Origin of the sequence: Streptomyces aureoversilis, from assembly GCF_042657885.1 — a bacterium.
Lineage (GTDB): Bacteria > Actinomycetota > Actinomycetes > Streptomycetales > Streptomycetaceae > Streptomyces > Streptomyces aureoversilis.
On record NZ_JBHSKJ010000009.1, the window covers coordinates 142,153 to 166,608 of the forward strand.

Annotated in this window: 18 protein-coding genes and 1 tRNA gene; 9 read left to right on the plus strand and 10 right to left on the minus strand. The window is 70.8% G+C overall.

Annotation, left to right across the window (positions count from 1 at the left end):
* Window positions 1-92 precede the first annotated feature (92 nt).
* The 4 genes from ACFPP6_RS17720 (at window position 93) to pepN (ending at window position 7,902) form a co-directional block, all read left to right on the plus strand.
* Entirely contained in the window at window positions 93-3,323 is a 3,231-nt protein-coding gene (locus tag ACFPP6_RS17720; protein WP_382042904.1) for an endo-alpha-N-acetylgalactosaminidase family protein, read from the plus strand.
* 61 nt (window positions 3,324-3,384) lie between these two features.
* Window positions 3,385-4,275 (plus strand): helix-turn-helix domain-containing protein, encoded by an 891-nt coding sequence (locus ACFPP6_RS17725; RefSeq protein WP_382042907.1) that lies wholly within the window; start codon window positions 3,385-3,387, stop codon window positions 4,273-4,275.
* 11 nt (window positions 4,276-4,286) lie between these two features.
* Window positions 4,287-4,592, plus strand: a complete 306-nt coding sequence (locus ACFPP6_RS17730) for a chorismate mutase (protein ID WP_382042909.1) — start codon at window positions 4,287-4,289, stop codon at window positions 4,590-4,592.
* A gap of 775 nt (window positions 4,593-5,367) precedes the next feature.
* Window positions 5,368-7,902, plus strand: a complete 2,535-nt coding sequence (gene pepN / locus ACFPP6_RS17735; RefSeq protein ID WP_382042912.1) for an aminopeptidase N — start codon at window positions 5,368-5,370, stop codon at window positions 7,900-7,902.
* A 97-nt stretch (window positions 7,903-7,999) separates the two neighbouring features.
* On the opposite strand, the gene ACFPP6_RS17740 is transcribed toward pepN, so the two are convergent.
* Window positions 8,000-8,554, minus strand: coding sequence for a F0F1 ATP synthase subunit B (locus ACFPP6_RS17740; RefSeq protein WP_256791482.1), 555 nt, complete (start codon window positions 8,552-8,554; stop codon window positions 8,000-8,002).
* Window positions 8,555-8,775: 221 nt separating this feature from the next.
* Here ACFPP6_RS17740 and ACFPP6_RS17745 point away from each other — a divergent pair, with 221 nt between their 5' ends.
* Together ACFPP6_RS17745 and ACFPP6_RS17750 are read left to right on the plus strand one after the other, a co-directional pair.
* A complete protein-coding gene (locus ACFPP6_RS17745) occupies window positions 8,776-10,392 on the plus strand; it encodes a pyridoxal phosphate-dependent decarboxylase family protein (RefSeq protein WP_382042915.1) in 1,617 nt (538 codons plus the stop codon).
* Window positions 10,389-11,894, plus strand: coding sequence for a lysine N(6)-hydroxylase/L-ornithine N(5)-oxygenase family protein (locus ACFPP6_RS17750; protein WP_382042918.1), 1,506 nt, complete (start codon window positions 10,389-10,391; stop codon window positions 11,892-11,894). The genes ACFPP6_RS17745 and ACFPP6_RS17750 overlap by 4 nt, the downstream gene beginning before the upstream one ends.
* On the opposite strand, the gene ACFPP6_RS17755 is transcribed toward ACFPP6_RS17750, so the two are convergent.
* Entirely contained in the window at window positions 11,850-13,664 is a 1,815-nt protein-coding gene (locus ACFPP6_RS17755; protein ID WP_382042921.1) for a bifunctional metallophosphatase/5'-nucleotidase, read from the minus strand. The genes ACFPP6_RS17750 and ACFPP6_RS17755 overlap by 45 nt on opposite strands.
* Window positions 13,665-13,814: 150 nt before the next feature.
* On the opposite strand from ACFPP6_RS17755, the gene ACFPP6_RS17760 reads away from it, so the two are divergent.
* Window positions 13,815-14,519, plus strand: a complete 705-nt coding sequence (locus ACFPP6_RS17760) for an SIMPL domain-containing protein (RefSeq protein WP_382042924.1) — start codon at window positions 13,815-13,817, stop codon at window positions 14,517-14,519.
* A gap of 143 nt (window positions 14,520-14,662) precedes the next feature.
* Window positions 14,663-16,084 (plus strand): pyruvate kinase, encoded by a 1,422-nt coding sequence (pyk, locus tag ACFPP6_RS17765; RefSeq protein ID WP_382042927.1) that lies wholly within the window; start codon window positions 14,663-14,665, stop codon window positions 16,082-16,084.
* Between the two features lie 11 nt (window positions 16,085-16,095).
* Here pyk and ACFPP6_RS17770 read toward each other — a convergent pair whose 3' ends face one another.
* Window positions 16,096-16,866 carry a hypothetical protein gene (locus ACFPP6_RS17770; RefSeq protein WP_058044892.1) on the minus strand — a complete coding sequence of 257 codons (771 nt, stop codon included), beginning with the start codon at window positions 16,864-16,866 and terminating at the stop codon, window positions 16,096-16,098.
* Between the two features lie 119 nt (window positions 16,867-16,985).
* A tRNA-Leu gene (locus ACFPP6_RS17775) sits at window positions 16,986-17,060 on the minus strand.
* Between the two features lie 95 nt (window positions 17,061-17,155).
* Here ACFPP6_RS17775 and ACFPP6_RS17780 point away from each other — a divergent pair.
* The gene (locus tag ACFPP6_RS17780) at window positions 17,156-17,806 is read left to right on the plus strand and encodes an ANTAR domain-containing response regulator (RefSeq protein WP_058044893.1); all 651 of its coding nucleotides are present in this window, start codon (window positions 17,156-17,158) and stop codon (window positions 17,804-17,806) included.
* Between the two features lie 52 nt (window positions 17,807-17,858).
* Here ACFPP6_RS17780 and ACFPP6_RS17785 read toward each other — a convergent pair whose 3' ends face one another.
* The 6 genes from ACFPP6_RS17785 to ACFPP6_RS17810 all read right to left on the minus strand — a co-directional run bounded on the left by ACFPP6_RS17785 (window position 17,859) and on the right by ACFPP6_RS17810 (window position 24,369).
* Complete coding sequence (locus tag ACFPP6_RS17785; protein ID WP_382042931.1) at window positions 17,859-18,575, minus strand: ABC transporter ATP-binding protein; 717 nt, start codon at window positions 18,573-18,575, stop codon at window positions 17,859-17,861.
* On the minus strand, window positions 18,572-19,468 hold the full coding sequence (locus ACFPP6_RS17790; RefSeq protein WP_382042934.1) for an ABC transporter ATP-binding protein: 897 nt from the start codon (window positions 19,466-19,468) through the stop codon (window positions 18,572-18,574). The genes ACFPP6_RS17785 and ACFPP6_RS17790 overlap by 4 nt, the downstream gene beginning before the upstream one ends.
* Window positions 19,465-21,363 carry a branched-chain amino acid ABC transporter permease gene (locus ACFPP6_RS17795; protein ID WP_382042936.1) on the minus strand — a complete coding sequence of 633 codons (1,899 nt, stop codon included), beginning with the start codon at window positions 21,361-21,363 and terminating at the stop codon, window positions 19,465-19,467. The genes ACFPP6_RS17790 and ACFPP6_RS17795 overlap by 4 nt, the downstream gene beginning before the upstream one ends.
* A gap of 5 nt (window positions 21,364-21,368) precedes the next feature.
* Window positions 21,369-22,301, minus strand: coding sequence for a branched-chain amino acid ABC transporter permease (locus ACFPP6_RS17800; RefSeq protein ID WP_382042938.1), 933 nt, complete (start codon window positions 22,299-22,301; stop codon window positions 21,369-21,371).
* Between the two features lie 128 nt (window positions 22,302-22,429).
* Window positions 22,430-23,668, minus strand: a complete 1,239-nt coding sequence (locus ACFPP6_RS17805; RefSeq protein WP_382042941.1) for a branched-chain amino acid ABC transporter substrate-binding protein — start codon at window positions 23,666-23,668, stop codon at window positions 22,430-22,432.
* 314 nt (window positions 23,669-23,982) lie between these two features.
* Window positions 23,983-24,369: a hypothetical protein gene (locus tag ACFPP6_RS17810; protein ID WP_058044898.1), complete on the minus strand. Its 387-nt coding sequence runs from the start codon at window positions 24,367-24,369 to the stop codon at window positions 23,983-23,985.
* Between the last annotated feature and the right edge of the window lie 87 nt (window positions 24,370-24,456).

A 24,456-nucleotide genomic window follows, 5' to 3' on the forward strand; every position in this document is an offset into this window, starting at 1 on the left:
CCGCCGCACTTTTGTCCATGGGCGCCGCGGCCCGCGCCCTCCACTGTGAGCCGTGACCACAGGTACGGAGGGGCACGGAGGAGGAACACGGCGTGGACGTCGACCCAGGGACGCGGCAGCAGCCCCCGCACGCCGGCAGCGCAGCGCCCACCCGGCGCGCCGTCGTCACCGCCGGCGCCTTCGCGGGAATCACCGGAATCACCGGAATCACCGCCATCGCCGGAGCGGCCGGCGTCACCGGGCCCGCCGGTACGGCCGCGGCCGCCACCCCCGCCCGGCCCGCCGCCGAAGCCGTCCTGCGCTCCGCCGACCTCGACGTCCGCGTCGACACCGCCTTCCCCCGCGTCATCGCCTACACCCACCGCCCCACCGGAGACGTCGTCCACGCCCAGGAGGACCCCGTCACCTCCCTCCTCGTGGACGAGAAGGAACACACCCCCCACGTCACCTCCACCGTCCACGGCGACCGCGCCGCCTACGTCCTCACCCTCGACGGCGGCACCCGCATCGACGCCGAGATCCACGTCTACGGCTCGCTCGTCCACTGGCGGATCACCCGCATCGCCGACACCCCCGCCCTGCGCGTCGGCACCCTGCGCATCCCCGGACTCGCCCTGCTCAGCGTCCGCAGCAGCCAGCCCGGAGCCGCGCTCCTCGCCGCCCGCATCCAGCTCGACAAGGCCAAGAACGGCGACACCCTCGTCCGCCCCGGCCCGGACACGCCCGCCGACGAGGCGCCCATCGGCTGCGCCTACGCCGTCGTCAGCACCGGCCGGCTCGCCGCCGCCGCCGACACCAACACCGTCCAGGACCGGCCGGACGCCGCCACGGCCTGGGAGAACGGCCGCTTCCGGCGCCAGACCCTCACCCGCACCGGCTACACCAAGACCCAGCTCACCTGCGGCCAGTGGACCCACCGGGCCGCGGGAGCCGCCCTCACCGACACCGAACCCCTGCCCTACGCCACCGTCGTCCTCACCCCCGACCGCAACGGCGACGGCGACGCCGACTGGCAGGACGCGGCCATCGCCCTGCGGGACATCACCCCCGAGCCACTCGGAGCCGCCGAACAGCACCTGCGCGTCGTCCCCCACATCGCGTTCAACTTCGCAAGCCAGGCCACGAACCCGTTCCTCGCCACCCTCGACGACATCAAGCGGATCGCCCTGGCCACGGACGGACTGCGGCAGTTCACCCTCCTCAAGGGCTACCAGTCCGAAGGCCACGACTCGGCCCACCCCGACTACGGCGGCAACTACAACACCCGCGCCGGCGGCCTCGCCGGCCTCAACGCCCTGCTGCGCGCCGGAAAGCGCTGGAACAGCGACTTCGCCGTGCACGTCAACACCACCGAGTCCTACCCGGTGGCCCACGCCTTCTCCGAGACCCTCGTCGACAAGAACGACAGACAGTGGGACTGGCTCGACCAGTCCTACAAGATCGACGCTCGGCGCGACCTCCTCTCCGGCGACGTCGTCCGCCGCTTCCGGCAGCTGCGCGACGAGACGGACCCCGCCCTGACCACCCTCTACATCGACGTCTTCCGCGAGTCCGGCTGGAACTCCGACCGGCTCCAGCGCGCCCTGCGCGAACAGGGCTGGCAGATCACCAGCGAATGGGGCCACGGCCTGGAGCGCTCCAGCCTCTGGGCGCACTGGGCGAGCGAGACCGACTACGGGCCCGACACCTCGCGCGGCATCAACTCCCGGCTCATCCGCTTCGTCCACCACCACCGCAAGGACGTCTTCGCCGACAAGTGGCCGCTCCTCGGCACCGCGAAGCTCGGCACGTTCTCGGGATGGCAGGGCAAGACCGGCTGGGAGCCCTTCCTCCGCCTGCTGTGGACCGAGAACCTCCCGGCCAAATACCTGCAGGCGTACCCCGTCCGCACCTGGGGCGAGCACGAGATCACCTTCGAGGGGCCGGTGCGGACCGCCGTCGGCGACGCCGACGGCACGCGGACCATCACCACGGACGGGCGCGTGGTCTACCGCGGAGGCACCTACCTCCTGCCCTGGGAGCCGCGCGAGGCCCGCGACCCCGCCAAGCTCTACCACTACAACCCGCAGGGCGGCGCCACCCGCTGGCGCCTGCCGCGCGGCTGGGCGGGGCGGCGCACGATCGTCCTCCACCGGCTCACCGACCAGGGCCGCGCCGACGCCCTCGAACTGCCCGTCCGCGGCGGCGAGGTCACGATCGAGGCCGCGGCCGGGCAGCCGTACGTCCTCACCCGCGGTCACGGCCGCTCGCCGGACCCCGCCTGGGGCGAGGGCACCCCCCTGCACGACCCCGGCTTCCACTCCGGCCGCCTCGACGGGTGGCAGGTCACCGGGCCCGCGGCGGTCGAACGCAGCCCCCTGGGCGACTGGGAACTCGTCGTCCGCGCCGGGGGAGCGGCCACGGCCGGCCAGCGGCTCGCCCGCCTCAGGCCCGGCACCTACGCGGCGTCCGTGCAGGTCGAAGTCGGCGACACCGCGGGGGAGCGGCGCCGGGCCGGCCTGGAGGTCCGCACCGCCGACGGCATCACCGCCGCCAACTGGACGGACACCTCGACCGCCGTCAACCACGTAGGTGCCGACCGCAAGCACGGCACCCGCTTCCAGCGGATGTTCACCCGGTTCACCGTCCCGCCGGGCGGCGGCCCCGTCACCCTGACGCTGACCGCCGCCGAAGGCGGTGCGCGCGTCCGCTTCGACGCACTGCGGGTCGTCGCCGCGGAAGCGCCGGCCGCTCGCGCGGGCGCGCTCGTCTTCGAGGACTTCGAGCACGTCCCCCAGGGATGGGGCCCCTTCGTCAAGGGCGACGCGGGCGGCGCCACCGACCCCCGCACCCACATCGCCCAGCGGCACGCGCCCTTCACCCAGCGCGGCTGGAACGGCAAGGCCGTCGACGACGTCATCGACGGCACCCAGTCCCTCAAGTCGCGCGGCGAGAACACCGGCGTCGTCTACCGCACCGTGCCGCACACCGTCCGCTTCCGGCCCGGACACCGCTACCGCGTCTCCTTCCGCTACGAGAACGAGGCCGCCGGGCAGTACGCCTGGATCACCGCCGTGGACACGCCGGAGACCCGCGAACTGCACCGCACCCCGCTGCCCGCCGCCCACGCACCCGCCACGCACACCTACGAGTTCACCGCGCCGGAGACGGGGGAGGCGTGGGTGGGGCTGCGCAAGACGGGCGACGGCAACACGGCGGAATTCGTCCTCGACGGCTTCACGGTGCACGAGGCGGACGGGACGCGCGAGACGGACGGGACCGCGGAGGAGGCTGCGAAGCGCGCCGCCGAGGGGACTGCGGAGGGGGCCGCCGCCCCCTGGTGAAAGCGCGCCGCCATACGCGAAGATCGGCACACGGGGCCGACACCGCGGGAGGCCGGGACCCATGTACCAGACATGGATGCGCTACTTCACCCCCGGCCCCGTCCACCACCGCCTCGGCCTCGTCTGCCTCGGCGTCGGCCTGCAGCACGGGGCGCTCCCCGCGGTCGGCCCCCGCACCCTCGACCACCACGTCGCCGTCGTCGTCCACGCCGGCAGCGGCTGGCTGCGCACGCCCGACGGGCGCACCCGCACCGTCACCGGCCCCGCGCTCCTGTGGCTCGCCCCCGGGGTCCCCCACCACTACGGGGCCGCGGGCGGGACCGGCTGGGACGAGAGCTTCGTCGACTTCACCGGCCCGGCCGTCGCCGCCTATACGGAACTGGGCTGCATCGAGCCCCACCGGCCCCTCGTGCCCCTCACGGACACCACGGCCGTCCGCGCCGTCGTCCACCGCATCGCCCGCGCCGCCCGGCGCGCCAATCCGCTCCTGGAGGTCGAGACCTCCGCGGCCGTGCACGAACTCCTCGTCGCCCTGCGCCGGGCGCGGGCCGACACCACGGGGGGCGGAGAACCGATACTTCAGGCCCTCGCCCGGGACGCCTTCCTGCCCCTGTCCGTCGCCCAGCACGCCGCCCGGCACGGCATGACCACCGCCGAACTGCGCGCCGCCGTGCGCCGCGGGGCCGGCTGCAGCCCCAAGGACTACCTGCTGACCATCCGCCTCGGCCGCGCCAAGGAACTCCTCGCCGCCACGGAACTGCCCGTCGCCGCCGTCGCCCGCCGCGTCGGGTACACCGACCCCGCCTACTTCAGCCGCCTCTTCACCCGCCGCGTCGGCACCGCACCCGTCCGCTTCCGCGCCCGCCAAGGGCGCGCCGTGCCCGGCGGCTGGAGCGCGCGCATCCCCGACCCGGACCACCCACCGGTGATCGCGCCCCGCCCCTCCGCATAGGCTCGGTGACCATGAGCAACAGTTCCATGGACGAATCCGTACGGGCCGAGCTGAGCCGGCTGCGCGACAGCATCGACAACATCGACGCAGCGGTGATCCACATGCTCGCCGAGCGCTTCAAGGCCACCCAGCAGGTCGGCCACCTCAAGGCGGCCCACAAACTGCCCCCCGCCGACCCCGCCCGCGAGGCCCGCCAGATCGCCCGCCTCCGCGAACTCGCCGAGAACGCCAAACTCGACCCCGCCTTCGCGGAGAAGTTCCTGAACTTCATCGTCGCCGAAGTAATCCGCCACCACGAAACGATCGCCCGCGCGTAACGCTCCCGGCGCGGGCAGCACGCCGACGGGCCGCAGGCCGGTTCGGCACCGTGCGTGCAGTACCCCTTTCACCGCGGCGACGTGGCCCGACGGTGCCGCACCCCCTGCGGGCCAGCCCGGCACCGCCGGTCCCCGCCGCGGGGGTTGTCCGCCGTGGCGGCGGGGGAGGGGCTGCGTGGCGCCCTCGTGCGTAAGCCGCGGGCTTTCCTCCGCCGCAGCGGTGCTCAGCCGCGACGGCGCGGCCCGGCGGTGCCGGGCTCACCTGCCGGTTGGTTGGGCACCGCCGGTCTTCGCCGCGGGGCTTGTTCGCCGTGGCGGCGGGGGAGGGGCTGCGTGGCGCCCTCGTGCGTAAGCCGCGGGCTTTCCTCCGCCGCAGCGGTGCTCAGCCGCGACGGCGCGGTCCGGCGGTGCCGGGCTCACCTGCCGGTTGGTTGGGCACCGCCGGTCTCCGCCGCGGGGGTTGTTCGCCGTGGCGGCGGGGGAGACGTTGCGGGGCGCCCTCGTGTGTCAGCCGCGTGTTTTCCTCCCGCCGCAGCGGCGCTCAGCCGCGACGGCGCGGTCCGGCGGTGCCGTGCGGGCCCTGCTGGGCGGGGCAGTCCGTTGCCCTCTTCCGGCCGCGGCGGCGTGCCGTGCTCGCCTGTCGGCAGGCCCGGCGCCGCCGGGCTCCGCGCCCCCGCGGCCCGCCGTCACGGCGGAGACGAAGCCGCCCCGTACCGCGTGCGAACCCCCGAATACTCGCTTCGGCACAGCGCCGGCGATACGGCAGCATGACCCCATGCCCGTACTCACACGCGATGAAGCCCAGGCCCGCGCCCGTCTCCTCGACGTTCACCGGTACGCCGTCGACCTCGATCTCACCCGTGGCGACGAACTCTTCGGATCCACGACCCGTATCCGGTTCACCGCACGCCACGCGGGCGACACCTTCGTCGAACTCCGGCCGGCCGCCCTGCACCGCGCCGTCCTCGACGGCCGGCCGCTCGATCCGGCCGCGCTCGACGACAACCGGCTCGCCCTCGCCCTGACCCCGGGCGAGCACGAGCTGCTGATAGAGGCCGACATGCGCTACTCCCGCACGGGCGAGGGCATGCACCGTTTCACCGACCCCGCCGACGGCGAGACCTACCTCTACACCCAGACCTTCATCGACGACGTCCAGCGCGTCTTCGCCGCGTTCGACCAGCCCGACCTCAAGGCGGTCTTCGACGCGACGGTGACCGCACCCCCGCACTGGACCGTCCTCGGCAACGCCGTGGCCACCCGCACCGGCGACCCGGCCGAGGGCCGCTGGGAGCTGGCCACCACCCAGCCCCTGAGCACCTACTTCGTCGCCTTCGCCGCCGGCCCCTGGCACTCCGTCCGCACCGAGCACGCCGGCCTGCCCTTCGCCCTGCACTGCCGCCGCTCCCTCGCGCCGCACCTGGACGCCGACGCCGAGGAACTCCTCGACATCACCCGCCGCTGCTTCGACCGCTTCCACGAGATCTTCGACGAGCCCTACCCCTTCGACTCCTACGACCAGGCGTTCGTCCCCGAGTTCAACGCCGGCGCGATGGAGAACCCGGGACTGGTCACCTTCCGCGACGAGTACATCTTCCGTTCGGCGGTCACCGACACCGAGCGCCAGACCCGCGGCGTGACGGTCGCCCACGAGATGGCCCACATGTGGTTCGGCGACCTGGTCACCCTCCGCTGGTGGGACGACATCTGGCTCAACGAGTCCTTCGCGGAGTACATGGGCTACCAGATCCTCGCCGAATCCACCCGCTTCGACGGCGCCTGGACCGACTTCGCCTGCGCCCGCAAGGGCTGGGGCTACGACGCCGACCAGCGCCCCTCGACCCACCCCGTCGCCCCCGACGCGGAGGCCGTACACGACACCGCCTCCGCACTGCTGAACTTCGACGGCATCTCCTACGCCAAGGGCGCCTCCGCCCTGCGCCAGCTCGTCGCCTGGCTCGGCGAGAAGGACTTCCTCGCCGGCATCAACGACCACTTCACCCGCCACCGCTTCGGCAACGCCGCGCTCGCCGACTTCCTCGACTCCCTGGCCCGCAACACCGACCGCGACGTGCACGCCTGGGCGGCCACCTGGCTGCGCACCAGCGGCACCGACACCCTCACCCCCACGGTCGCCGACGACGGCCGCGGCGGCTGGCGCCTGGACGTCCGCCACGACGGCACCCGCCCGCACCACCTGGCCGTCGGCCTCTACGACCGCGCCCCGGACGGCTCCGGAGCCCTCACCGCCCGCGACCGCCTCACCGCCGACCTCCCCGCGGGCGGCGGCACCCGCACCGTCGAGGGCACCGGCCCCCGCCCGGCCCTCGTCCTGCTCAACGACGGCGACCTCACCTACGCCAAGGTCCGCCTGGACGCCACGTCGTGGGAGACCGCCCTCGGCTCGCTGTCGGCGCTGCCCGACCCCCTCACCCGGGCCGTCCTGTGGAACGCCGCCCGCGACATGGTCCGCGACGGCGAGCTCGCCCCCACCGCGTACCTGGACGCCGCCCGCACCCACCTGCCCCACGAGACCGACGTCGCCGTCACCCGGGCCGTCCTCGCGTTCGCCCGCGGCCAGGTCGCCGACCGCTACGTGACCCCCGCCGACCGCCCCGCGGCCCTCGCCGGCCTCACCGACCTCGCCCAGGACCTGCTGGACCGCACCCGGGACCGGGAGGAGGACGGCACGGCCCAGGGCCTGCGCCTGACCGCCGTCCGCACCCTGATCGACAGCGCCACCGCCCCGGACACGCTCGACACCTGGCTCCGGGACGGCACCGTCCCCGGCGGCCCGGCCCTCGACCCCGAACTGCGCTGGCGCGCCCTCGCCCGCCTCGCCGTCCTCGGCGCCACCACGGCCGGGGCCGTCGACGCAGAACTCGCCCGCGACCCGAGCGCGACCGGCCAGGAGGGCGCCGCCCGCTGCCGCGCCGCCCTGCCGGACCCGGCGGCCAAGGAGGCCGCCTGGCGGGCCATGTACGACCCGGAGCACCGCCCGGAACTCTCCAACTACCTGTTCACCGCCACCGCCGAGGGCTTCTGGCAGCACGAGCAGCTCGACCTCGTACGCCCCTACCTCGACCGCTACCACCCGGCCGCCGTCGCCCTCGCGGCCCGCCGCGGCCCCGCCCTGGCCACGGCCGCGGGCGCCGCAGGCTTCCCCCACCCCTTCGTCGAGCAGCGCACCCTCGACCTCGGCGAGGAATGCCTGTGCACCGACGGCCCGACCCCCGCCCTGCGCCGCCGGCTCGACGACCAGCTCGACGACCTGCGCCGCGCCCTGCGCATCAGGGAACGCCAGGCGTAACCCCGGGGAACGCCCAGGGAACGCCGAAGGCTCCGCACCCGGAAGGGGTGCGGAGCCTTCGGCGTCCGAGATGTGTCGCAGCGGCGGCCTGCCGCTGTCAGCCGCGCGCCTCGCGGGCGGCGTCGGAGGCCTGCGCGGTGCGCAGCTCCTCCAGGAAGCGGTCCACCGTGCCGTTCTCGCGGGCGGACTGGGCGACGTCCTCACCGACGATGCGGCCGGCCAGCTCCGTGGCCAGCACGCCGACCTGCTGGCGCAGCTCGGCCTCGGCGACCGCGCGCTCGGCGTCGATCACCGCGTGGCCCGCGGAGATGATCTCCTCGCGCTGGCGCTGACCCTCGGCACGCAGCTCGGCAATGATCGCCGTGCCCTGCTCCAGCGACTCCTGGCGCAGGCGCGCGGCCTCGTGCCGGGCCTCGGCCAGCAGCTCCTGGTACTCGGTGTGGACCCGGGCGGCCTCCGCGCGGATCTCCTCCGCCTCGTCGAAGCGGCCGTCGGTGGCCTTCTCGCGCTCGACGAGGACCTTGTTGATCCGGGGCAGCAGCACCTTCGCCATCACGGCGAAGACGATGAAGAACAGCACGGCGCCGAGCACGAGCGGCGCGGGCTCGGGCTTGAGCGGCCCTACGTCGAGAGCGAGAAAGTTCATGGCCATGGGGTGCAGATTAGTCGACGGAACGGGGTGCGTCCGCCCCGGACCCCATTAGCAGACACATCTCACCCCTGTTGCACGGCCTTCCCCCCATCGAGCGAAACCCGCCGCTACGCCGGTCACCGAACGTGCGCCGAACGTAACTTGTTGCAGTTGCCGCTCGTCACAGCCCGGACCGACCCCACAGCATGCGCTCGAAGTCAACCCAAAAGGGGCAAAGTCAAATGCCTGCGCCCGCCGGCCCCACCGTCGCCTCCCCCCACGACGCCGCAGACCGCACCCCCGCCCCCCTCGCCGGCGGCACCCGAGGACCCGAAGCCCTGCGGCCCCTCCTCGGTACCGTGCTCGACGCCCTCGACGAAGGCACCGCCACCCGCCGCGGCCCCTTCCCGGCCGGCGGCCCCGAAGCCGTCACCGCCCGCCTCCGGGCCCGGGCCGCCCCCGCCCTCCCCGAGACCGGCACCGGAGCCCACGAAGCCCTCCACACCCTCGTCACCGCCCTGGCCGAGGGCGCCGCCGACCCGGCCCACCCCCACTGCGCCGCCCACCTGCACTGCCCGCCCCTCGCCCTGGCCGCCGCCGCGGACCTCGCGGCCGCCGCCCTCAACCCCTCCCTCGACTCCTGGGACCAGGCCCCGGCGGCGACCGCCCTCGAAGCCCTCACCACCCGCGCCCTGGCCGCCCTCGCCTACCCCCGCCACCCGGCCCCCGACGCCCTGGTCACCACCGGCGGCACCGAGTCCAACCAGCTGGCCCTCCTCCTGGCCAGGGAAGCGGCCAGGGAGACAACCAGGGAGGCGGCCAGGGGGACAGCCAGGGAGACGACCGGGCGAGCAACCGGACAGCCGACCCGGGCAGCAACCGAAGAGCCGGCCCGCGCGGCAACCGGGAAGCCCGCCCGCAGCCCCTCAAGGCAGCCGGCCCCCGAAGCCGCCGGGGAACCGGCACCCGAGCGAACCACCCGGCCACTCCGCATCCTCTGCGGAGCCAACGCCCACCACAGCATCCACCGCGCCGCCTGGCTCCTCGGACTCCCCGCACCCACCACCCTCCCCACCCCCACCGGCATCCTCGACCCCACCCTCGTCCACACCGCCCTCACCGACCCCACCACCACCGGCACCCCCACCCTCGTCATCGCCACCGCCGGCACCACCGACACCGGCAGCATCGACCCCCTCCCCGCCCTCGCCGACCTCTGCCACACCCACGGCGCCCGCCTCCACATCGACGCCTCCTACGGCGGCCCGCTCCTCTTCAGCGACACCCTCCGCCCCGCCCTCGACGGCCTCGACCGCGCCCACACCATCGCCATCGACCTCCACAAACTCGGCTGGCAACCCGTCGCCGCAGGCCTCCTCGCAGTCCCCGACAGCACCGCCCTGCACCCCCTGGCCCACCACGCCGACTACCTCAACGCCCCCGACGACACCGGGGCCGGCCTCCCCGACCTCCTCGGCCGCTCCCTGCGCACCACCCGCCGCCCCGACATCCTCAAGATCGCCGTCACACTCCGGGCCCTGGGCCGCCGCGGCCTCGGCGACCTCGTCGAAGGCGTCTGCACCACCGCCCGGCACTTCGCCGACCTCATCGACGCCCACCCCGGCTTCGACCTCTACGCGCGCCCCACCCTCAGCACCGTCCTCTTCCGCCCCACCCCCACCGACGACCGCACCACCGCCGGCCTCCGGCGCACCCTCCTCCACCACGGCCACGCCGTCCTCGGCCGCACCACCACCCCCGAAGGCCTCTGGCTCAAAGCCACCCTCCTCAACCCCCACACCACACCCGACGACCTCCGCACACTCCTCACCCTCGTGGAAGGCCAGGTACGCCGATGAAGACCCCGCCACCCCCCAAGAACCCCCCGCAGAACACCCCCGACACCCCGCCGCCCCCCAAGCCCGAAACAGCCCCCGAAACCTCCGCCTCCCCCCAGACCACCCCCGACCAGCCCCTCGACATCGCCGGCATCGGCATCGGCCCCTTCAACCTCTCCCTCGCCGCCCTCGCCCACGGCATCCCCGGCCTCCGCACCGCCTGCTACGACCAGAACCACACCTTCCGCTGGCACGCCGGCCTCCTCATCGACGGCACCACCCTCCAAGTCCCCTTCCTCGCCGACCTCGTCACCCTCGCCGACCCCACCAGCCCCTGGAGCTTCCTCAACTACCTCAAGTCCCGCGAACGCCTCTACCCCTTCTACTTCGCCGAGCGCTTCCACATCCAACGCGCCGAATACGACGCCTACTGCCGCTGGGTCAGCCAATCCCTCCCCGGCCTCCACTTCGGCCACCAGATCGACGCCATCCGCTGGAACCCCGAACGCAACCTCTTCGAAATCGACTTCACCCAACTCGACACCGACGGCGAAGCCGAAGCCCTCGGCCGCACCTACACCCGCAACCTCGTCCTCGGCGTCGGCACCGCCCCCTACGTCCCCGACCCCCTACGCCCCCTCGTCGACGCCCCCGCCGTCCCCGTCATCCACTCCGCCGACTACCTCGACCACCGCGAGCGCATCCTCGCCGCCGAACACATCACCGTCATCGGATCAGGCCAGTCCGGCGCCGAAGTCTTCCTCGACCTCCTCCGCAACCGCCCCGCCGGCCGCGAAAAACTCCACTGGCTCGCCCGCACCCCCGCCTTCGCCCCCATGGAATACAGCAAACTCGGCCTCGAACAATTCACACCCGACTACACCCGCTACTTCCACGCCCTCCCCGAAGCCGTCCGCAACCAACTCCTCCCCCAGCAATGGCAACTCCACAAGGGCATCGCCGCCGACACCCTCGCCGCCATCCACGACGAGCTCTACCGCCGCAGCCTCCACGGCGGCTGGCCCGACACCGTCCTCACCCCCGGCGTCTTCGTCCGCACCGCCGGCCGCGTCGGCACCACCCGCGTCGAACTCCACCTCGAACACGCCCAGCAAGGCACCCGCTCCCGCGTCACCACCGACGCCGTCATCCTCGCCACCGGCTACCGCGAACGCCCCGTCGACACCCTCCTCGCCGCCCTCGACCCCTACATCCGCCGCGACCACAGCGAACGCCCCCGCATCGACGAAAACCACCGCCTCGTCCTCGACCCCCTCGTCCGCGGCGCCATCCACGTCCAGAACGCCGAACGCCACACCCACGGCGTAGGCACCCCCGACCTCGGCCTCGCCGCCTGGCGCAGCGCCACCATCCTCAACGCCATCACGGAAAAGGCGGCCTACCCCCTCCCGGAGCGGACCGCCTTCACCACCTTCGGCCTGGAACCGCGGCCTCAGCCACGACCCCGCACCACCGCATCAGAAGACCGGCGCACCATCCCGCGTCAGCTTCCAGTCCACTGAGGCGAACTTCGCCACATCGATCGTCCCCTGAGCCTTCACCCAAGAAATGATCGTGTTACGAATCTCCTCCGAGTTCGCCCACACCTGCTTCGCCCGAGCCACATGCGGGAAATTCCCCCCACCACTCGCCCGGTAATTATTCACCGCCAAGACAAACTGCGCCGCGTCGTCCAGCGGCTTCCCGTCGAACATCAACTTCGCGATCCGCGACCCCGGCGCCTTCGCGATGTCGATCTCGTACGAGAGGCCGCTGACCGCGTCATAGTTGTAATCCGGAATGCTCTCCGCATTCGTCAGCTTCGCCGGATCCACCGGCGCCCCCGCAGCCGTCCGCACGAAATACCGCGCCGAGAACTCCAGATACTCCCGCAGCTGCGCACCCGTCAGCACCCGGGCCTCCAGCGTGTTCTCGAACGGATACAGCCCGGCAACCTCGCGGATCGTCACCTTCCCCGCCGGCACCGCAGCCGTCCGCGAGAAGCACGACGCCTGCGACAGCACCGGCAGGCCCGCGTGAGCCGTCCCGGCCAGCGCCGCCCTCACCGTCTCCTTCTGCACATGATTGATGAAGTCGATGATCGGCGTGTCCTTGTACGCCGCCTCGCCGGCGCTCATCGCCGCCGTCGACGTACCGATCACCTGATTCACATACGCCACGACCTTCTCGTGCTCGTCACGCAGCAGCCGGGTGATCTTCTTGTCCTCGGGCACCGTGTTCGAGTTCAGCACCTTCGCCGAAACCGACTCCACCTGCCAGCGACCCCGCTCCCACACCAGACCGAAGTCGAACAGCGTCAACCGCTGACCCCACTTCAGCGGCTCCGACAGCACCACCTGCTTGCCCGTCTTCTTGTTCGCCACCCGGTACTCCGGGATCTCCGTGTGCGCATGCCCCACCAGGATCGCGTCGATCCCCGGCACCTGCTCCGCCACCAGCGCCGCCGCGTTCTCGATGTGCGGCAGCTGGTCACCGTACGAAGAAGTCCCGCTCGAACCCGAGTGCGCCGAGACGATCACCACGTCCGCACCCATCGAACGCAGCCGCGGCACCCACTTCGCCGCCTGCTCCTCCAGACCCGGGAACACCATCTTCCCCTGGACATTCGCCTTGTCCCAGATCGCGATCCCCGGATTCGTCAGCCCCAGGACCGCCACCTTCACATCCCGCCCGAAAGGCGTACACACCCGCTTCATCACATACGGCGCAAAAGCCGGCCGCAGCGACTTCGCATCGAGCGCATTCGCCCCCAGCAGCGGGAAATCACACTGCTCCTCGAACTTCCGCAGCACCGGGATACCGTAATTGAACTCGTGATTCCCCAGCGCCGCGGCGTCGTAACCGATGGCATTCATCGCCTGGGCCATCGGGTGCACCGGACCGTGCGCCTTGGTGATCGGATCCACCTTGGCGTAGTAATACGAAAGCTGAGTGCCCTGGATCGTGTCACCCGCGTCGATCAGCAGCGTGTTGCGACGCCCCTTCTCCGCACGGACCTGATTCACCAAAGTCGAGATCTTCGCCAGACCCACGTCATTGTGCGCCTTGTCGTCGAACTCGGCGTCCGTGAAGTAGTCCCAGTTGAAGACGTTCCCGTGCAGGTCCGTCGTCCCCATCACGGTGAACGAGTACTTCCGCTTCCCCCGGCCGCCCGTCAGGCCCCCATCCACCTCCCGCGCCTCGGCCGACCCGGCACCCACCGCCCCCACGAGCGCGACCCCCGCACCCGTCGCGGCAGTACGCCCCAGAAAGTTCCTCCGGTTCAGCGGCACTTCTTCTCCCCAAGTCACAGTGCAAATCACATGCTGACAACGCGCGTAGATTCTGACCCGGGCCACCCCACCCGCGACACCCTCCCAAGGTTGCGATCCGGTGACTCCCCGGTAACTTCACCGCGAGAACCAGCAGGCCACACTGACCGCATGACCACACCCGCACCCCTGCCCTACGGCACCCCCGACACCCCCCGCGTCTCCGTCCGCGGCGAAGCCCGCCTCGAAGCCGACCCCGAAATCGCCCGCCTCGGCATCACCGTCACCGCCCGCGGCACCGACCGCACCACCACCCTCCACGACCTCACCCAACGCAACTCCCAGGCCCTCGACCTCGTGAAGTCCTACGGCGACGCCGTCGAAAAAATAGAAACCGGCTACATCAGCATCACCCCCCAACTCACCGAAAAAGGACGCGGCGAACGCATCAGCACCTACAACGGCAGCATCCACCTCACCGCCACCGTCAACGACTTCACCCTCCTCGGCGAACTCACCGCCCGCCTCTCCGACCTCCCCCTCACCCGCATCAGCGGACCCCGGTGGGCCCTCCGCCCCGACTCGCCCGCCCACACCGAGGTCCGCCGCAAAGCCGTCCACGAAGCCCTCCAGCGCGCCCGCGCATACGCCGACGCCCTCGGCACCGAACTCGGCGCCCTCCTCGAACTCGCCGACGACGGCGCCGAGCACGCCACCCGCCCGTCACCCCCCGGCGCGATGCGCCGGGGACGGCCCGGCGGCGGCGGACTCGCGGGAACCCCCGCCCCCACACCCGAACTGGATCTCGAACCCCAGCGACAGACCCTCCGCGCCCAGGTCAGCGCCCGCTTCACCATGGCACCGCCCCGGCTCTGACACGACCGGCACAAGGCCCCGAGGGTGCTCATCGGAGCGCGCACGCGCACATTCACTCGTTGTCAAAAACCTTTTACCCAACGGCCGTTGGGCTGTCGCGGACGACAGATTCGCTACCCACTGGTAGGTCGTAAGGTCGAGACATGCGCCGAGCAAAAATCGTCTGCACCCTCGGGCCCGCCACCGACTCGTACGAGCAGATCAAGGCACTCGTCGACGCCGGCATGGACGTCGCCCGCTTCAACCTCAGCCACGGCACCTACGCCGACCACGAGGCCCGCTACCAGCGCGTACGCAAAGCCGCCGAAGAAGCAGGCCGCAGCGTCGGCATCCTCGCCGACCTTCAAGGCCCGAAGATCCGCCTCGGCCGCTTCCACGAAGGCCCCGTACTCCTTGAACGCGGCGACGAATTCACCATCACCGTCGAACCCGTCCAAGGCGACCGCCACACCTGCGGCACCACCTACGACGGCCTCGCCGCCGACGTCACCAAGGGCGAGCGCATCCTCGTCGACGACGGCCGCGTCACCCTCGAAGTGACGGAGGTCGACGGCCCGCGCGTACGGACCATCGTCATCGAAGGCGGCATGGTCTCCGACCACAAGGGCCTCAACCTCCCCGGCGTCGCCGTCTCCGTCCCCGCCCTCTCCGAGAAGGACGTCGAAGACCTGCGCTGGGCCCTCGGCATCGGCGCCGACATCATCGCCCTGTCGTTCGTCCGCAGCGCGGACGACATCGTCGACGTCCACCGCGTCATGGACGAGGAAGGCCGCCGCCTCCCCGTCATCGCCAAGATCGAAAAGCCCCAGGCCGTCGAGAACCTCGACGGCATCGTCGCCGCCTTCGACGGCATCATGGTCGCCCGCGGCGACCTGGGCGTCGAAATGCCCCTGGAAACCGTCCCGATCGTCCAGAAGCGGGCCATCAAACTCGCCAAGCGCAACGCCAAGCCGGTGATCGTGGCGACGCAGATGCTCGACTCCATGATCGACGCCTCCCGCCCCACCCGCGCGGAGGCCTCCGACGTCGCGAACGCCGTCATCGACGGCACGGACGCGGTGATGCTCAGCGGCGAGACGAGCGTGGGCAAGTACCCCGTGGAGACGGTCAAGACCATGGGCCGCATCGTCGCCGCCGCGGAGGAGGACCTCCTGGCGAAGGGCCTGCCCCCGCTGACCGAACGGAGCAAGCCCCGCACCCAGGGCGGCTCGGTGGCGCGGGCGGCCGCCGAGATGGGCGACTTCCTGGAGGCGAAGTTCCTGGTCGCCTTCACCCAATCCGGCGACACGGTCCGGAGGCTGTCGCGCTACCGCTCCCCGATCCCGCTGCTGGCGTTCACGCCGGAGCCGGCGACGGCGGCCCAACTGAGCCTCACGTGGGGCGTGGAGACGTTCCTGGGCCCGATGGTGCAGACGACGGACGAGATGGTCGACCAGGTCGACGAGTACCTGCTGCGGATCGGGCGGTGCCGGCGGGGGGATCGGGTGATCATCACGGCCGGTTCGCCGCCGGCGACGCCTGGCACGACGAACATGGTGCGGGTGCACCACATCGGGGAGGAGTAGCCGCGCTCCGGTCAGTACTTGGGGCCTATGTAGGCGTCCATGAGGGCGACGGATGCTTTGCGGGCTACGGAGATGCTCTGAGCTCTTCGGCTCTGGCGAGTGGACTTCCAGTCGACGCCGACCCTGTCGAGGGTGTCGGTGAAGAGCTTCAAGATGTCTGTAGACGCGTTGGTGAAGAAGTACCGCGGGTATTCGTAGCGCTTGGGCTGGCCGTTGATGATGCGGGACGTCCAGTTGGTGATGCGTGAGCCGTCCGAGTGGATGAGCCCGCGGATGAACGGCCAGGGATGCGCCTCTACGAGCTCCTGCTGCCACGGCTCCAGCCTGATGGGGCGCTCATGCTTCTTTCCGGGGCCGTGCTGCGGAAAGAGACAGGGCCAGTGCTTGCTGGAGCTGGTGACTGCGACACAACCCTGCTTGCGGACGATGCAGACGCTGTTCGTCGGGCGAACCCTCGCCATGGCATCCCGGCAGGACTCGATGAGGCCGGGCCACGCATCCGCGCAGGCAATGCGTAAGGCGTAGACGCCGCGTCGACCGGCGCTCAGGCAGCCGTCGCCGAGGTATAGGCCGAGCAGGTAGCAGTAGGTGGCGTGATCCGCTGGTGGCTGGGGATCGCCGTCACACATGGAGCACTCGGTCGTGCGTGGGAGGGGTTCGGTCCCGGCTTGCCATCCGCGTATCGCGGACCGGGATACCCCGGTCTGTTTACTCACCGAGTTAAGGCTGCGGCCCTGGTTGACGAGTGTGAGCGCGTACCGACGCGTTCGGATGTCGTACATGCCAACGAGCCTGGTCGAGCGGTCGCGTCTCGCAGGCCAATTCGAAGCAATGTTCACCATGGCGAGTGAAGATCGCCAACGGTTTAGAGCTTCAGCTGACCTTCGAATCGAAGGTGAAGTGCCCCGGGTCGGACTCGAACCGACACTGGATGGGTTTTGAATCCATGGCCTCTAACCAATTGGGCTACCGGGGCCTTGCAATCTAAGGGAAGTGTATACCCCCTCGGTGCTCAAAACTACATGACGTAGGTAGGCTCGTGCAGCAGCACCTGCCCTAACGAGGAGACCCGTGACCGCCGCCGAGCCCACGCCGCCCGTCGACGACGAGCCGCAGCACACCCCTCCGCATGTCACCCGTGTCGTGATCGCCGAGGACGAGGCCCTGATCCGTCTCGACCTCAAAGAGATGCTCGAGGAAGAGGGCTACTCCGTCGTGGGCGAGGCGGGCGACGGCGAGACCGCGGTCGCGCTGGCCCGGGAGCACCGGCCCGACCTGGTGATCCTCGATGTGAAGATGCCCGTCCTGGACGGGATCTCCGCCGCGGAGCAGATCGCCCGCGATTCGATCGCGCCCGTGCTGATGCTGACCGCCTTCTCCCAGCGCGAGCTGGTGGAGCGGGCCCGGGACGCCGGGGCCATGGCCTATCTGGTGAAGCCCTTCAGCAAGAGCGACGTCGTCCCGGCCATCGAGATGGCCGTGTCCCGTTTCACGGAGCTGAAGGCGCTGGAGAAGGAGGTCGCGGACCTCTCCCAGCGGCTGGAGACGCGCAAGCTGGTGGACCGTGCGAAGAGCATCCTGCAGACGCAGTACGGGCTGACCGAGCCGGCGGCTTTCCGCTGGATCCAGAAGACGTCGATGGACCGCCGGCTGTCGATGCAGCAGGTCGCGGAGGCCGTGATCGAGGACGCCGAGGAGAAGAAGGCGGCGAAGGGGCAGTAGCCCGGCCGTGTCGTGAGCGAGGGCCCGTGTCCGTACCGGACGCGGGCCCTCGTCAGTCCTCGCCGAGGTACGCCTTGCGTACCGACTCGTCGTGGAGGAGGTCCGCCCCCGTCCCGGAGAGGACGATCTTCCCGATCTCCATGACGTGCGCGCGGTCGGCGAGGGAGAGCGCGGCCCGGGCGTTCTGCTCGACCAGCAGGATCGTGGTGCCGGAGGCCCTGAGCTCGGTGATCGTGGCCATGATCCGCTGCATCATGATGGGCGAGAGGCCCATGGAGGGCTCGTCCAGCATGAGGAGCTTGGGGCGGGACATCAGGGCCCGGCCCATGGCGAGCATCTGCTGTTCGCCGCCGGACAGGGTGCCGGCGGCCTGGCGGGCGCGTTCGCCGAGGATGGGGAAGAGGTCGTAGACGCGCTGCACGTCCTGTGCGATGCCGCCCGCGTCCTTGCGCAGGAACGCTCCGAGCTGGAGGTTCTCGGCGATGGTGAGGCGCGGGAAGATGTGCCGGCCTTCGGGGGAGTGGGCGAGGCCGAGGGCGACGACGCGGTGCGCGGGGACTCCGGTGAGCGGCCGGCCTTCGAAGCGGATGGTGCCGTCGAGGGGTTTGAGGAGTCCGGAGAGGGTGCGCAGGGTGGTGGTCTTGCCGGCGCCGTTGGTGCCGATGAGGGTGACGACCTGGCCCGCTTCGACGGTGAAGGAGATGCCTTTGACGGCTTCGATCTTGCCGTAGGCGACGCGGAGGTTTTCGACTTCCAGGAGGGCGGTCACGGCTCGTCCCCTTCCTCGGTGCGGGCCTCTTCCTCGGTGCGGGCCTCGGCGGCGGCCACCTCGGCCGCTTCTTCTTCGCCGGGGGCGCCTTCGAAGGGGGTGCCGAGGTAGGCGGCGACGACGCGTTCGTCGGCCTGGACGGCTTCGGAGGTGCCTTCGGTGAGTTTCTCGCCCTGGACGAGGACGGCGACGCGGTCGCAGAGGTTGAAGATGAACCGCATGTCGTGCTCGATGACGAGGACGGCGGTTCCCTGGGCGCGGATGGCGCGGACGAGGGTTTCGGTGGCGCGGGTTTCCTGGGGGTTCATTCCGGCGGTGGGTTCGTCGAGGAGCAGGAGTCCGGGGTCGCTGGCGAGGGCGCGTGCGATTTCCAGCTTGCGTTGTTCGCCGTAGGGGAGGTTGCGGGCGAGGTGGTCGCGTTTGGTGGCGAGTCCGGTGAAGGCGAGGAGTTCCATGGCGCGTTCTTCGGAGGCTCGTTCGGCGCGGCGGAATCCGGGGCCGCGCAGGAGGGCGGAGAAGAGGCCTTCTTTGGTGCGGGTGTGGCGGCCGACGAGGACGTTTTCGAGGACGGTCATGTTGGCGAAGAGTCGGATGTTCTGGAAGGTGCGGGCGATGCCGGCTTTGGTGACGAGGTGGGGTTTGGGCGGGAGGGTGGTGCCTTTGTAGGCGACGGTGCCTTCGGTGGGGATGTAGAGGCCGGTGAGGCAGTTGAAGAAGGTGGTTTTTCCTGCGCCGTTGGGTCCGATGAGGCCGACGATTTCGTTGCGGTGGACTGTGAGGTCGACGTTGCGGACGGCGGTGAGGCCGCCGAAGCGCATGGTGACGCCGGTGGCGGTGAGGGCGGGTGTGTCGGTGGGTGTTCCGGCGGGGGCGGCGGGGGCGGTGGTGGTCATGGTGTGGGCGCCTCCGCGTGCTTGAGGGTGCTGCTGCCGGTGGTTCCTTCGTGGAATTCGAGTTGCCGGCGGCGGTCGGGGATGAGTCCTTCGGGGCGGAAGCGCATGAGGAGGATGAGGGCGGCGCCGAAGGCGAGCAGTTGGTAGTCGTGGAGGAACTGGAGTTTGGCGGGGATGAGGTAGAGGAGGGCGGCGCCGAGGAGGGGGCCGCTGATGGTGCCCATGCCGCCGAGGATGACGGCTGCGAGGAGGAAGGCGGAGTTGGGTGGTACGGGGCCTGCGAAGACGTATTGCTCGGGGACGACGGTGTAGGCGACGTGGGCTTGTACGGTGCCGGCGAGTCCGGCGAGGGTTGCGCCGAGGGCGAAGGCGAGGAGTTTGAGGCGGAAGCCGTTGATGCCCATGGCGGTGGCGGCGGTTTCGTCCTCGCGGATGGCGATCCAGGCGCGTCCGATGCGGGAGTCGCCGGCGCGGCTGAAGACGAGGACGACGAGGACGGTGAAGAGGAGCATCAGGAGGTAGTAGTTGGCGAAGGGGTTGAGGGTGATGCTGCCGAGGGTGTGGGTTTCGCCGAATTCGTAGCCGAAGAGGACGAGGTCGGGGATGTTGGGGATGCCGTTGGGTCCGTTGGTGAGGGAGGGGCCGGATTCGCCGTTGAGGTTGCCGACGGTGATGCGGAAGATTTCGCCGAATCCGAGGGTGACGATGGCGAGGTAGTCGCCGCGCAGGCGGAGGGTGGGGGCTCCGATGACGACGCCGAAGACGAGTGAGGCGGCGGCTCCGGTGAGGACGGCGGCCCAGAAGGGGAAGTGGACGTCGAGGGTGGAGGCGGTCGTGCCGGAGACGAGGGCGGCGGTGTAGGCGCCGACGCCGAGGAAGGCGACGTAGCCGAGGTCGAGGAGGCCGGCGAGGCCGACGACGACGTTGAGGCCGAGGGCGACGGTCGAGAAGATCAGGATGTTGACGGCGATGAGGGTGTACTGGTCGGTGTCCTGGGTGAGGGGGAAGAGGGCCGCGGCGGCGAAGGCGGCGGTGACGGTGGGGGTGCGGTGCCTGGCGGTGAGGGTGGTGAGCCGTCCGATGAGCCCGGCCCGGGCGAGGGCTGCGGCGCCGAGGCCGGCCAGGAGCAGGAATCCGGTGAAGAGTTCGCCGTATGTGGTGCCGATGCCGTAGGTGACCAGGCTCAGGGCGAGGCCGAAGGATGCGGCGATGATGAGGATTTCGGCCCAGGCGGGGAGGGGCCGGGCGGGTGGTGTGCGGCGGTCGGTGCGGCCGGGGCGGATGGTGCGGAGTACGGAGCGGAGGAGTGTTCCGGTGCGGGTGGTGCTCAGGCGGCTGGTGGGTGGGAAGGAGTTGGTGGTGCGCCGGTCGAGGGGGAGGGCGAGGGTGCCGAGGAGGGCGAGGAGGGTGGCGAGGGCGGCTGCGTATCCGCCGGGTTCGAGGTTGACGAGTCCGCCGAGTTGTACGGCGATGGCGATGAGGGTGTACCAGGTGGTGGCGAGGGTGGCTGTGGCCAGGAGTGCGGTGGCGTTGTGGCTGCGGGCGGGGTTGAGCCAGCGGAGGCCTGGGAGGTTCCAGGTGGTGAGGGCGTAGAGGAGGGTGAGGAGTGCGCCGGTGAGGGTGAGGAGTTGGAGGCCGCCGGGGTAGCCGGTGATGGTGAGGTTGCCGGGGAAGTCGGTGGTCCAGGTCCAGGGGAGGAAGGTGGAGGCGGCGCTGAGGGTGGCGCCGGTGGCGGTGAGGATGCGGGCGGTGCCGTGGGGGAGGGGGATGAGGGGGGTGGTTTCGGTGGTGGGGGTTGCCGGCCCGTTTCCGTTCTCGGGCCCGGCCTCAGCCTTTTGCCCGGTCCCTTTCCCGTTCCTGTTGGCGTCGTCGCCTGTGGTTTTCTGTGGATTCATCGTGCTCACGCCCGATCCGCGACACGTTCGCCGAGCAGGCCTTGGGGCCTGATGAGGAGGACGAGGATGAGGAGGGCGAAGGCCCACACGTCCTTCCAGCCGCCTCCGCCGAGTTGTTGCATTCCGGGGATGTGCTGGATGTAGGTGGAGGCGGCGGCTTCGGCGATGCCGAGGACGACGCCGCCGAGCATGGCCCCGTAGATGTTGCCGATGCCGCCGAGGACGGCGGCGGTGAAGGCCTTGAGGCCGAGGATGAAGCCCATTTCGAAGTTGATCTGGCCGGCGCGCAGGCCTGCGGCGACCGCGGCGACGGCGGCGAAGGCGCCGCCGATGGCGAAGGCCAGGACGATGATGCGGTCGGTGTTGATGCCCATGAGTTTGGCGGTGTCGGGGTCCTGGGCGGTGGCCTGCATGGCGCGGCCGGTGCGGCTTCTGGCGACGAAGAAGCCGAGGGCGAGCATGCACAGGGGTGCGGCGAGGAGGACGAAGACGTCGTCGCGCTGGATGTGGATGTTGCCGGCGAGTTCGAAGGCGTCGCCTTGGAACTGGGGGAAGCCGCGGGATTTCTTGGCGTCCGGGTAGAAGGCCCAGACGAGTTGCTGGAGGGCGATGGACAGGCCGATGGCGGTGATGAGGGGGGCGAGCCTGGGGGCGTCGCGCAGGGGCCGGTAGGCGAAGCGTTCCGCTGCGGTGGCGACGGCGACGGAGGCGAGGGCGCCGCCGATGAGCATGAGGGGGAGGGCGGCGGAGAGGGGTGTGCCGGCGGGGAGCCAGAGGTGGACGCTGAGGGCGCCGAAGCCCCCGATCATGACGATCTCGCCGTGGGCGAAGTTGATGAGCTGGACGATGCCGTAGACCATGGTGTACCCGATGGCGATGAGGCCGTAGAGGGCACCGAGGGCGAGACCGTTGACCAGCGTTTGCGGCAGTTGGTGCACCGCTGGGCCTCCGATGCGGGTGTCGGATGTGGGTCCGCGCGAGGGCGTGGGTCGCGTCCTCGCGCGGTGGGTGCGGTTTCCGCTGGGCTTGTTCGGGCCGCTGTTCGGGCCGCTGTTCGGGCTGCTGTTCAGTCCTTGAAGGTGGCGCTCTTGAGGGACTGCCAGGCGTCGCCCTTGACCTGGTAGACGGTCAGTTGCTTGTTGGTGGTGTCTCCGTATTCGTCGAAGGAGACCTTTCCGGTCACGCCTTCGAAGGAGACTTTGCCCATGGCTTCGGTGACTTTGGCGCGGGCGTCTGCGGGGAGTTTCCCGTTGTTGTCGGCGACGACTTTCTTGACGGCTTGGACGATGGCCCAGGCCGCGTCGTAGGAGTAGCCGCCGTAGGCCGCGTAGGGGTCCTTGTAGCCGGCGTCCTTGTAGTTCTGGACGAATGCCTTGGCGGAGTCGAGGCCTTCGACGGGGTAGCCGACGGAGGTGCCGAGGTCGCCGTCGTTGTTCTCGCTGGAGGCTTTGATGAAGGCGGGGTCGTAGACGCCGTCGCCGCCCATCAGGGGGATGCGGGCGCCGGTCTTCTTCACCTGGTCGGAGAGGAGGCCGCCTTCGGGGTACTGGCCGCCGTAGTAGACGATGTCGGCGCCGCTGGTCTTGACCTTGTTGGCGACGCTGGAGAAGTCGGTTTCCTTGACGGTGATGTGGTCGGTGCCGACGACTTCGCCGCCGAGGCGTTTGAATTCCTGGGCGAAGATCGAGGCGAGGCCGACGCCGTAGGTCTGTTTGTCGTCGACGACGAAGACCTTTTTCTTCTTGGCGTCCTTGTAGGCGTACTGCGCGGCGAAGCGGCCTTGGATGATGTCGGTGGTGGCGGTGCGGAAGTAGGTTTTGAAGGGGCGTTTCTTCTCTCCCTTGAGCCAGTTGTCGCCCTGGCTGAGTTCGGGGCTGGTGTTGGCGGGGGAGACCTGTGTGAGGTCGGCCCGGGCGAAGACGCCCTGCATGGACTGGGACACGCCGGAGTTGAGGGGGCCGACGACGCCGAGGACGGCCTTGTCGGCGACGAGTTTGGTGGCGTTCTGCTGGCCGGAGGCCGGGACGGCCTGGTCGTCCAGGGCTTCGGTCTTGAAGGTGATGCCCTGGACTTCCTTGTTCTTGTTGGCGGTGCGGGCGGCGAGGTCGACGGAGTTCTTGATGCCCTGGCCGAGGGCGGACAGGGAGCCGGTCAGCGGGGCGTCGACACCGATCACCACGGTGGTCTGCTTGCCGCTGCCCTGGTTGTCGTCGCTCTTGCCGCCGTCGCGTGAGCCGCAGGCGCTCAGGGCGAGGGTGCCGGCGGCGAGGGTGCTGGTGAGGATGAGCAGGGGACGGTGGCGCACGGTGTGTCCTTTCCCCGGCGGGGCGGTGACTGGCCGTGACTCTAGGGGGGTGCGGCTGCGGGGGGCAGAGGTGCTGGCCATGATGTGACTGTCTTGTTATGACGCAGATCACTTCTGGGGATTTTTGTGTAGCAGCCGTGAGCGAATGATCTTCGCGGATGGTGATTTGTCCCCCGAGTGCGGAGCCAGAAAGTGCAGTTCCGCTAAGCGGTCGAGGGTGTGGGAAGGGGGTGGACGGGCCGCGAGGAGTCGTGGTCCTGTCGGCGACTGCCGACGGTGCTACGTTTCCCGCCCCGCGTGACGATTACACACGGTCACGTCGGAGGCCTCCAGTTCTCCGAGCTGCGGGTGGCCCCGCCCGCGGCCTCGCAGCGCTGCCGCGCCTGGCGGCGGGCCAGTTCGAGGGCCGCGGCGGTGCCGTGCCTGCGCTGTTCGCCGCGGGCCGCCTGCACGATGTCGTCGTAGAGGGCGAACTGCTCGTTGGACAGGCCCTTCTGCTCCCAGTCGAGCCCGGCCCACTTGCTGCCGATGAGGTCCTGCTCGGCCCAGTAGGAGATGAGCTTGGTGCACAGCTGCACGGGGGAGTCGGGCGTGGGGGAGCGCGGGGCCGGGCCGGCCGCGGAGTCCCCGCAGCCGGCCAGGAGCGCGGCCGTCAGAAGCAGCGATGCGCCGGCCGGCCGGCGGCGCGAAGGTGCCCGCATGCGGGCACGGTAGAGCGTGCCGGCGGGCGCGGGAAGGTGCTGCGGGACGCGGAGGCGGGCGTCGGGCCGCCGGCGCCGCGGCGCCGG

Excerpts from the sequence above, each read along its gene's own strand:
- ACFPP6_RS17725 (WP_382042907.1), top strand. The coding sequence starts at position 3,385 with ATGTACCAGACATGGATGCGCTACTTCACCCCCGGCCCCGTCCACCAC.
- ACFPP6_RS17730 (WP_382042909.1), top strand. The coding sequence starts at position 4,287 with ATGAGCAACAGTTCCATGGACGAATCCGTACGGGCCGAGCTGAGCCGG.
- pepN (WP_382042912.1), top strand. The coding sequence starts at position 5,368 with ATGCCCGTACTCACACGCGATGAAGCCCAGGCCCGCGCCCGTCTCCTC.
- ACFPP6_RS17740 (WP_256791482.1), bottom strand. The coding sequence starts at position 8,554 with ATGGCCATGAACTTTCTCGCTCTCGACGTAGGGCCGCTCAAGCCCGAG.
- ACFPP6_RS17745 (WP_382042915.1), top strand. The coding sequence starts at position 8,776 with ATGCCTGCGCCCGCCGGCCCCACCGTCGCCTCCCCCCACGACGCCGCA.
- ACFPP6_RS17750 (WP_382042918.1), top strand. The coding sequence starts at position 10,389 with ATGAAGACCCCGCCACCCCCCAAGAACCCCCCGCAGAACACCCCCGAC.
- ACFPP6_RS17760 (WP_382042924.1), top strand. The coding sequence starts at position 13,815 with ATGACCACACCCGCACCCCTGCCCTACGGCACCCCCGACACCCCCCGC.
- pyk (WP_382042927.1), top strand. The coding sequence starts at position 14,663 with ATGCGCCGAGCAAAAATCGTCTGCACCCTCGGGCCCGCCACCGACTCG.
- ACFPP6_RS17770 (WP_058044892.1), bottom strand. The coding sequence starts at position 16,866 with ATGTACGACATCCGAACGCGTCGGTACGCGCTCACACTCGTCAACCAG.
- ACFPP6_RS17790 (WP_382042934.1), bottom strand. The coding sequence starts at position 19,468 with ATGACCACCACCGCCCCCGCCGCCCCCGCCGGAACACCCACCGACACA.
- ACFPP6_RS17795 (WP_382042936.1), bottom strand. The coding sequence starts at position 21,363 with ATGAATCCACAGAAAACCACAGGCGACGACGCCAACAGGAACGGGAAA.
- ACFPP6_RS17810 (WP_058044898.1), bottom strand. The coding sequence starts at position 24,369 with ATGCGGGCACCTTCGCGCCGCCGGCCGGCCGGCGCATCGCTGCTTCTG.